At 37.3% G+C, this 9,622-nt stretch carries 8 protein-coding genes; 1 reads left to right on the forward strand and 7 read right to left on the reverse strand.

What is annotated here, in order from left to right; genetic code table 11:
* Positions 1 to 455 precede the first annotated feature (455 nt).
* A complete protein-coding gene (locus V7149_RS07265; protein WP_335344984.1) occupies positions 456 to 1,166 on the reverse strand; it encodes an ankyrin repeat domain-containing protein in 711 nt (236 codons plus the stop codon).
* 187 nt (positions 1,167 to 1,353) lie between these two features.
* Positions 1,354 to 2,661 carry a purine/pyrimidine permease gene (locus V7149_RS07270; RefSeq protein WP_335344985.1) on the reverse strand — a complete coding sequence of 436 codons (1,308 nt, stop codon included), beginning with the start codon at positions 2,659 to 2,661 and terminating at the stop codon, positions 1,354 to 1,356.
* A gap of 288 nt (positions 2,662 to 2,949) precedes the next feature.
* On the opposite strand from V7149_RS07270, the gene V7149_RS07275 reads away from it, so the two are divergent.
* A complete protein-coding gene (locus V7149_RS07275; RefSeq protein ID WP_335344986.1) occupies positions 2,950 to 3,855 on the forward strand; it encodes a LysR family transcriptional regulator in 906 nt (301 codons plus the stop codon).
* A 182-nt stretch (positions 3,856 to 4,037) separates the two neighbouring features.
* On the opposite strand, the gene V7149_RS07280 is transcribed toward V7149_RS07275, so the two are convergent.
* From V7149_RS07280 to V7149_RS07300, 5 genes are all read right to left on the reverse strand, one after another.
* Positions 4,038 to 5,345 carry a CpaF family protein gene (locus tag V7149_RS07280; protein ID WP_335344987.1) on the reverse strand — a complete coding sequence of 436 codons (1,308 nt, stop codon included), beginning with the start codon at positions 5,343 to 5,345 and terminating at the stop codon, positions 4,038 to 4,040.
* Positions 5,346 to 5,361: 16 nt separating this feature from the next.
* The gene (locus V7149_RS07285; RefSeq protein WP_335344988.1) at positions 5,362 to 6,480 is read right to left on the reverse strand and encodes an AAA family ATPase; all 1,119 of its coding nucleotides are present in this window, start codon (positions 6,478 to 6,480) and stop codon (positions 5,362 to 5,364) included.
* Between the two features lie 77 nt (positions 6,481 to 6,557).
* On the reverse strand, positions 6,558 to 7,358 hold the full coding sequence (locus tag V7149_RS07290; RefSeq protein WP_335344989.1) for an SAF domain-containing protein: 801 nt from the start codon (positions 7,356 to 7,358) through the stop codon (positions 6,558 to 6,560).
* Positions 7,359 to 7,396: 38 nt separating this feature from the next.
* Positions 7,397 to 8,095 (reverse strand): hypothetical protein, encoded by a 699-nt coding sequence (locus V7149_RS07295; protein WP_335344990.1) that lies wholly within the window; start codon positions 8,093 to 8,095, stop codon positions 7,397 to 7,399.
* Positions 8,096 to 8,152: 57 nt separating this feature from the next.
* Positions 8,153 to 9,484: a vWA domain-containing protein gene (locus V7149_RS07300; RefSeq protein ID WP_335344991.1), complete on the reverse strand. Its 1,332-nt coding sequence runs from the start codon at positions 9,482 to 9,484 to the stop codon at positions 8,153 to 8,155.
* Between the last annotated feature and the right edge of the window lie 138 nt (positions 9,485 to 9,622).

The raw sequence follows: 9,622 nt of genomic DNA on the forward strand, positions 1-9,622 counted from the left end.
GTCGTGAGAATAATGTTTTTCAAGAAGAAATTAAATATTATAGGGCTAGAAAAAAAGGAATGTCTCTAAAATTGAGACATTCCTTCAGATTGATCTAGAGTGCAACCTGCTTTAACAAAACAAAATTGTAATGTGACATTAAAGTTATTTAATTTTAATACAAAAACACATATAGTCCTGTCCTAATATGAGGGCGGGGTAAAAATAAAGTTGTTTAGTTTTGGTGAAGTGAGGCTGGACGGACATTTCAAAAGGATAAGCCTGTGAAAAGTGTACTTCATTGCACTTAAAAGTAAAACAATAAAGTCGTTTAAATCTGAGAGCTTTATTCAAGAACGCGCCTGACTGTTTGAGGTATAATCCCTTACTGATAAATCATCTTTCCTTAATGTGAACAGATAAGGGTTTAAAAAAAGCTATTATTTGGGTTTAGCAAAAATAATAGGTTCAAGTATTTATTTTGCCCCTGCTTTTAACAAAATTTTTTCAATCTCTTTAAAGCCTTTCTCACGTGCATGTTGTAATGGAGTCACCTTATTATTATCTGGAATGTTCACATCCGCCCCATTTTCTATCAGCAATTGCACCGTTTGCTGCTGCTTTTCGTCTCCATCATTTAAAATAATTGCTTCCAATAAAGCTGTCCAACCAAGATTATTGACATGATTCACATCAATATCCGTATGGGTAAGAAGTTCTTTGATTACATCCACAAATCCATGTTCTGAGGCAGGGATTAAAGCTGTTCCCCCATACCGGTTTGTAATCGCCGGATCGGCCCCTGCTTCAATCGTAAGTTTTAGAATATCTATATACCCTTCCGCTCCAGCATACAGGAAGGGATTGTTTTTCATATCATCCTGGATATTCACATCTGCCCCTGCCTTAATAAATACTTTTGCAGTTTCTACATCATTGTTATAGGTTGCAATCATAGTGGCAGTCCGTCCTTTTGAGTCTTGTGCGTTGATATTCGCACCTTCCTTAATGAGTCTGCTTATGGCGTCTGCCTTTCCTTGTTCTGCTGCTTGAAGCAACTCTTTATTTAATCCTTCGCTCATGATTTCTTTCTCCTTTTCTTGTTTTTTCGGTTCTCCGCTATTGTTAGAAATACAACCTTGCAGCAAGAGAATACATCCTATAAATGCGATCATCCACTTCCACATAAATATACGCCTCTATTCTAATATTGTTGCTCCGTTCTTTTTACCTGAGGAGTGAAATTATATTCTTTCTCTTGGAGAACATGTTCCGTTAAAATGCTATTTATTTATTTCCAAAGAACAAAAACTCGATTGCAAATTTCATGAATTTTTCGTGACTCATTTAAAAACACTCCTTGAAAAGTAAATATTAAATATGATTTTTTTCACTAATGTTTTTTGATTTCCATAGCTGTTCTAGCACAATTACGATGATCGTACCAACAATGAGACCATTGCTTAAAAAATATTGGAGAATCGTAGGCAGACTCTGAAATATCCCTTTAGGAAGATACATTATTCCAAAACTGATTAGCAATGTGATTCCTAATATAGTTAACCGGCGTTGATCTAATTCGTCTTTCAAAAGGGACTGAAACGAAATCCCGATCATTTGGACAAAGGATGCTAAACTTACGGCACAAGCAATAGGGGCGGGAAGCATGGCTAAGAAGTGGACGATCGCCGGAACACAGGCTATACCTGATAAGGCTAAACTTGCTACCAGGAAAGGCATCATTCGTTTTTGCCCGGTTAATCGGATAAAGCCTGCCGATACTGGCAATGGCACAATTCCTATCGTAGAAAAAAGAGATGAAAGAACATGTGTAATACCGCCTGCCCAACTGGCGCGGTTAATGGTTTGTTTTTCGGATTCCCCTGATTCCGGAACTGCTTGTTTTACAGCCGTAACGGCCGCTATTGTATTAGAGACTACAATAAACGTAAAGATAATGGAGGTTATAACCATTCCAGCATTTAACTGCGGAGTCCCCCATGCAAAAATTTCTGGTAATTTAATAAAGGAAGCCTGTGTGGAAATCGTATTGGGGGTTTTTCCCAATAAGAAATATAGTACCCACCCAATTAAAATTCCTAACAGCACGGAGTAACTTTTCATCCATCCTTTTCCTTTAATTGATAGCACAATCACTAAAACAAATACGCCAAATGAAATCGCTGCTATTCCATAATCCAGGTTGAACTGTTCTTGTATTCCGAGCATTCCCTCTAAAAATACACCACTTAGTTGAAGAGTCAGAATCAAAAGAAAAGAACCAGTAACTAAAGGAGTGAACAAAAACATCAGCCGATTAACCAGGCCAGTTATACCGAGAATAAATAGTAAAAATCCCGTAACTAGCAAGCCACCTTCTAAAAGTTGTAATGTTTCTGTCGTACTTTCCCCCTGCTGAATCGCCATACCCGCTAAAATGACAAATACACTGACCCATGAACCTGCAGGACCGTCAGCGATCGGATATCGATGTCCGAGCCATCCTTGTATAAAAGAGCTTATTCCCACCACAAAAAAAGTTCGTTGCATCAATTCGGAGATTTCCTCTATCGTTAAATGAAATACTCCTCCGATTACGATCGGTAATGCAATGGAAGTGGCCAGCAAGAAAAAAAACCATTGAAATATGCTTAAACCGCTGTAAAAACGTAGTTGCTTCATATTACCTCACCCTTATACATGATGTTTATTATTGAGACTTCCAAGTGATAATAGAAATGAGTTCTACATGGCTGATAAATAAGGGGCTCCAACAAGAAAAGCTTATATTTAAGTATCTCGATGTTCTATCCAACATTTGGAAAATCTTGAAAAATCATCGCTGTTAAAGCCGTTTCGAGAAATTTCTTTTTATCTAGAATCATGATATCTTAGAATGAAGTATATGAAAAATATAAAAAAAATTAATTTTACTTAAGTTTTTCATATAGGAGGGATGTTTTTCCACTGATGGATATTAGACAACTGCGATATTTCATAGCTATTGTAGAAGAAAGAAAAATTTCCGCTGCCGCTCAAAGACTTCATATCTCCCAGCCTCCGCTAAGTCAGCAGCTGAAAACAATGGAAGATGAATTGGGAACGAAATTAGTAGAGAGAAATGGGAGATTTTTAGAAGTGACGGAAGCAGGAAAATCATTATATAAGTATGCGCTACAAATGACTCAGTTAATGGAAGAAGCTAGAATGGAAGTAAAGGAAGTCGGAAACGGGGTAAGTGGAAGATTGACGATTGGTATCAATACTTTTTCGGTAGTCGAATTACCAGAGTTACTTCACCAATTCCACAAAAAATATCCTAAAGTTACTTATAAAATTCATCAAAATGAGTCAGTTCATCTTTGTCAACTGGTGAGAGACCGAATTGTAGAACTGGCGATTATACGTTTACCGCTCGACTTAGATGATTTTTCAGCAATCCATCTTCATACAGAACCTTTTTACTTCATTACTTCAAATAAAGACGAACCTTTTAATCATCAGGTTATACTTGCAGACATTCAAAATCGCCCTCTGATTTTACCGAGTACAGAAGGACTAGGAGTCCATTATATGATTTTAGAAGCATTTTCGAAAGCTCAACTGCATCCGAACATTATTGCAGAGTGCTCTGACATCTCCCTTTTATTAGATTTAGTCGCTTGTAATTTTGGACAAGCTATTGTTCCGGAAACCGTCATTAAACAATACAAAAACTACAATATCCAAGCTTTCAAAATTAAAGATACAGAGCTATCTGCATCTACGGGCTTAATATGGCTGAAAAATCATTATCTATCAAAAACCGCTCAAAACTTTACAAACCTATTAACTGATTACCTCCAGCAAAACACGGATTACAGTGTTAAGGATTAAAAATCCCAATCTCTCAGTGATATAAATGAGAAATTGGGATTTTATTATTCAACAATTATGTTTATAGCACTTTAAATATCAAGTAAAACAAGTGCTTCAAGATCAATCCTTGTTCAAGCTCTTCGAGTGTCTCTGGTGCATAGACAGAAAACCTTACAGCCCGCTCGTAACAAAAAATCGATTCACCCTTCTCTTAATTTGACCATGTTATACCATCTTACTCCACCATGGTTTGATTCAGACATACCATGGTCAACAAATCCAAATTTTTCATAAAAAGAAACTAATTCTTGTTTACATGTTAATGTGATTCCTTCTCTTTCATTTTCTTCTACAAGCTCTGCAATATTGACAATTCTTCTTCTTCCATCAGAAAAACGGGACGTTTGAACAATCAGATCTAATGCTCCGACAAAATACCCCCTAATAACCTCAACGGTTAATGGCAGGCCAGACATAATCACCATGGATTCAAGCCTTCCTAAAGCATCCTTTGGACTGTTTGCGTGAATCGTTGTTAATGAACCTTCGTGACCAGTATTCATTGCCTGCAGCATATCGATTGCCTCCGAGCCGCGGACCTCCCCGACTATAATACGATCCGGACGCATCCTGAGAGCGTTTTTAACGAGATGCCTAATTGTTACTTCACCTTTTCCCTCCATATTTGAAGGGCGCCCTTCAAGCCGGACAAGGTTATCGTATGTTAATCTCAGCTCAGCCATATCCTCAATGGTAACGATTCTTTCTCCCTTTGGAATGGAATCTGAGAGGACATTTAGCAAAGTAGTTTTTCCGCTTCCAGTACCACCAGAAACTAAAATATTTGCTTTTGCCTTAACTGCAGCCTTTAGAAATTCAGCCATATCCTCTGAAAAGCTTCCAAATTTCATCAGGTCCTCTAAAGAATAAGGGTCCTTTTTAAACTTCCTTATCGAAATAGAGGGCCCATCTACGCTGATAGGCGGAATAACAGCATTCACACGGCTTCCATCCATTAAACGGGCATCTACCATTGGAGAGCTTTCATCAATTCTTCTCCCAAGAGGGGCGATGATACGATCAATAATATGCCGGACATGTTCATTATCTTTGAAGCGTACATTGCTTTTCTCTAACTTCCCTTGACGCTCAATGAAAACTTCGTATGCACCATTAACCATGATTTCCGTTATGGATTCATCCCTCAGCAAGCTTTCAAGCGGCCCATAGCCCACTGATTCATTAATGATTTGTTGAATGATTTGTTCCATTTGATCAGATGTGATGATCACTTTTTCTTCATCAATCATTTGTTTTACTAAGCGTTCAATCGTTCGTTTTCGATCGATTGGAGTTAATGTCGTAATGTTTTCCAGATTCGCTTCCTTTATTAAACGGGACTTATAATGCTTTACTAACTGATCAACTTGTGTTTCTGAAATATTCCAGTCATGCTGCAGTGCTGATTGCTTCGATCCTAGTACAGAAGCCTTTTCAACCCAGGACATTTTTTCACTCCTTTACTTAACGCTTTAGTAATTCCTCCACATATTTCTTCATATCTCTTGTTACTTTACTTGCTCCTTTATCCTTCTTTTTCTTAAAGAAGCTTTCTCCCATATTGAGATATGGCTGAATAGCAAAATAATCTGCACTAATGGTTCCTTGTATTTCTTTTCCGATAATCTTTACGATGTCCTTGACTGTTAATTCAGACTTAGAATGATTACGGTTGACAATCAATGAAAAATGTTCCCCTCTTCCGATTTGAAAACGTTCAAAAAGATCCTCCGCATACTTATAAGCCCGCATCCCTAAACTATCAGGAGTCATTATGTAATGAATATGCTGAGCAAGGCTAAGGCCAGTAAAGGTTAGGTTATCGATATTCGTTGGCAAATCTAGAATAATATAATCATAATGATTGCTTGCCACTCTTATTATTCTGTTCATGAGTTCATCTGGAATAGTCTGCGCAACTGCTGGATTTGCTGGGCCATTTAAAATGCTCACCCTCGTTTCCTCATGAACATTGGACACATTCTGAATATGTCTAATATCCAATTCTTCCAAAACTGGAATTAAGTCATAATAGGACCTGATTGGCTGTATGCCAAATAGGGAATCGGCTGTTCCAAACTGTGCATTCATATCAATTAATAAAACTTTTAGATTGTGATGAATGCTGAGAGACTGAGCTGCTAATACCGACAAAAGCGTTTTACCGCTGCCGCCCTTTGCGCTATAAAAAGCATGGACTTGCCCTGTACCATATCCTGCGTTTGTTTCCTTTTGCAGCCGGAACTGATCCCTTGTATATCGAACTAATTCAATTAATCGTTCCTTTTCATCCGGGAAAACAATAACATCCTTAGCCCCAGAAACTAGCCACATCCTTGCAAGGAGGAAGTCATGGCTCCTTGTAAGGGCAACTAGGCTGCTTTTAGAGTTGTTTTTTAGCTGCTCAGGATTTTCAATTGAGTCAATATCAGCAAAAATATAATGATAGCTATGCTGTTCCTGAAAAGTTCGTTTCCATTCAGGCATAACCGTAATATCTATATTTTCATTTTCGATTAGCTGTTGGATGAGTTCGCTCCATCTTAAATCTTTCGTGATCAGCATCCCTTTATATGCACTCATTTATTGCACCCTTCCAAAACTTCATTTTCGTATTTTACTTTTTATTGTCTGAATTCGGTTCAATTAGAAGATTGCTGTTATTGATTTTGTTCCACTGGTTTTTCTTTTTCTTCTGCAACGTCTCTTACCTGTTCTTCAGATTTAGCATCGTTATTTGCGTCCACTTTCTGATCTTCAGTCGTTTCTGCAGCAGGCGGCTTGTCGCTTGCCTTTTCTTGTTCTTTTTGCGGAGCTTTCTGTTCAACTGCATCCGGCTCATTTTTTTCACCTGAAGAAGCTTGATTCACTAGTAGAACCCGTATTTGGACAGCAGAATTTTGGTAGTGAATAATTCTTTCCGCATTTTCAACGCTCAAAGAAATTTTTATCTTTGAAGGACCTTCATTTTGCTTTTCCACTTGAACAACACTTACATTTTGGAATTGCCTTTTCGTTTGCAGACTGCCATTCACTTCTTCCGAAACGATAATATCAACAAGATCTCCTTCAGCAACATCTTGATCAATTAAGACAATTTTTGTTGCATTTAGCCATACGACACGATCATTGATAGGAATATCTAATTTCTTACGGACAAGTGCTTTAGTCAGCAGCTCCCCCTCTTTAACTTCCGCTACTGAAATAGCATCCTTAAACTCGTTTTCACTTCTAATTAAGGAAGAATAAGCACTAGATTGCGGCATCTGTATCCACTCTATATCTGACTCTTTAATTTCGTGATAGGATTTAATATCTTTTGCTGCTGTAGCTACTGCAACGGTTTTCCCTAATTTTTGCTGAGCCTGATTGATCTGAACAAGAATTACACCGGCTGCAACGATTGCCAGCAAAAAAGAAATCGTTAAAAATATAATGGCTTTCCTTTTAGCATCGATCATCCATTGTCACTCCAATATTTTCTTTATCTATCTGTCTCTTAAGCAATGAAAATATCAATATTGTCAAAACTAAGAGGTAAACTATTTTCTTCAAGCTGAAAAAATGATACAGATGCTAAATCAATGTCAAGATTCTCTCTTGAAGCAATAAAAATCGATTTTGTTTGACTCATTTCTTGAACCTTCCTGAGTAATTCTTCTTTTGGACCTGTTAAGAGTAATTCTTTAGAAAAGCTGTCCATTAGATAATATTTATTATTCTTCTTTCGTTTCTTTCTTTTTAACTTCAAATAGTTGGGAGCTGTGTGAAATTTCGAATGATTTGTAATGGTAAATCTTTGTAGAGGAATAAAGGAAGGGAGTATATTCTCCACTTCTTTTTCTTGTATTCTCTGAAGTATATAAATAGCAGCCGATTTATTGATTGCACCATCCAACGTAATTAGTTTATGACTGGGAAAATACCAGTTTTTTAGTCTATTAATGCTCTCTTTGTTAGTGATGAAAGAATCATATACATAGAGAACTTCCTTGTATTCCTTTAACCATTTGTCTACATCCTCTAATTCGTCTTGGAGTCCCCTATTGATTAATGGCAGTTTTTGACTAAAAGTTTTTTTACTGCCATTTAAATAATCCTTTAAAGGAAAGTCCTTTTTCAATTTGGGGCTTCGAATAAAGGCAAATTCTGTTACACTCTCGGGCAATCCTAAAGATTCATCTATAATGATATGCACTTTGAATCCTCTCTTCCCTCTTCAACGTTAACTATTCTATAAACATCAATTACAAAATTAACTTCCATTAATAATGCTGAATAATTCTTCTCTTTTGTTATTAATCTTCTCCATCCCTTGATCAACAAGGTTTTTCGCATAGACGTCTAGTACATCATACCGGGCCTTTAGCTTATCTTGAATTTCGTCAACATCAGTGCTTTCAATTTTCCCCTCTGCTTCAAGCTTTGAGAGAGCTTCCCTAATAACCTCATTTTCTAGATTGACTACCTTCATAAATGATGATTCGATTCCACGTAATTGTTCCCTTAAATCCGCTGTTCGGAAATTGACATTGATTCCATTTACGGCTTTCTGATTGTTTTTGGCAATGGTGTTAACGGCTTCTTCCATTAGCTTCTTAAACGTATTCTCTAGTTCCACCTTTGAATTCACTGTGTAATATTCTCCATTGCTTGCAGCTGCCGTGTCCTTAAGCTGCTTTTGACCGGCATCATCTACATTGAAGCCAATGATATAAACCTTTACTTTCAGGTCTGACTCTGCTAGTTTCTTAGCTTCCTCGATGGGGTTGCCATCGCATGTTTCAATTCCGTCACTGACAATAAATAAGATGTTTTCAGTATCTTCTCCCGCTTTTACCTTTAAATCTTCATAGCTAGCCTTGATCGATGAAGCCAAAGGTGTCCAGCCGCTTGGCTTAAATTTGTTTAGTGCTTCATTGAATTCAGTTTCATTAAAAGTATTTGCTTCGTACATTACTTCTGTACTTGAGCAGGACATTTTCTTATCCTCGTTTTTCCCGGTTCCTTTATGTCCATAGGCACGCAGAGAAATTATTGAATCCGAAGGCAGGCTTGAAGCAAATCTATTTATTACTCCTTTTGCCAATGCCATTTTTTCCCCGCCAGGAACCGCTGCAGCCATGCTTCCGCTTGAGTCAATATGTACAGCAATGTTTTTGATTTTTTTCTTTTCCTTTGTTATGTCTAGTTCTCCAAAATCCGGCTCATACTTTGCTAGAGCATCATTTACTTCTGTATAGTCCAAACCAAACCAATGCACTAAGCCATTATAGATTTCTTCATTCCCAAGTTCTTCTACCCCAAATTCGGACATTAGATTATCTATATCCACGTCTTCCTTATTCGGTCTATCGTCTGAATACATACCTTCCAGCTTCACGCCAATCGGCTGGTGGACAATTTCCACAGCTTCCGTTGCAGCCGCTGGGTATTCAATCTTTACAGCCTGTTTTTCTTCTTCCTTTTGTTTTTCGTCTGCAGATGGTTTCGGATCTTTTTCTTTATCATTTGTCTCGACACTAGAACAGCCAGCTACAACAAAGAAAAGACTTAGAAAAATCAGTGCTATATATTTCAACTTCAATTTTCCTCCCCCTGTTAAATACAAATGTCAGGTCATAATATTTACCTGACGTTCAAATCTTGTTGAGTATTTATGAAATACCATTTTATTCAAATTAATATTACCTATATATTTAGTAACATCTGTTCACAATTTGGT

Source organism: Bacillus sp. JJ1503 (assembly GCF_036965125.1).
Lineage (GTDB): Bacteria > Bacillota > Bacilli > Bacillales > Cytobacillaceae > Cytobacillus.

Bases quoted from the DNA above. Each gene is read 5' to 3' on its own strand.
- V7149_RS07275 (WP_335344986.1), top strand. From the start codon at position 2,950: ATGGATATTAGACAACTGCGATATTTCATAGCTATTGTAGAAGAAAGA.
- V7149_RS07280 (WP_335344987.1), bottom strand. From the start codon at position 5,345: ATGTCCTGGGTTGAAAAGGCTTCTGTACTAGGATCGAAGCAATCAGCA.
- V7149_RS07290 (WP_335344989.1), bottom strand. From the start codon at position 7,358: ATGATCGATGCTAAAAGGAAAGCCATTATATTTTTAACGATTTCTTTT.
- V7149_RS07270 (WP_335344985.1), bottom strand. From the start codon at position 2,661: ATGAAGCAACTACGTTTTTACAGCGGTTTAAGCATATTTCAATGGTTT.
- V7149_RS07285 (WP_335344988.1), bottom strand. From the start codon at position 6,480: ATGAGTGCATATAAAGGGATGCTGATCACGAAAGATTTAAGATGGAGC.
- V7149_RS07265 (WP_335344984.1), bottom strand. From the start codon at position 1,166: ATGTGGAAGTGGATGATCGCATTTATAGGATGTATTCTCTTGCTGCAA.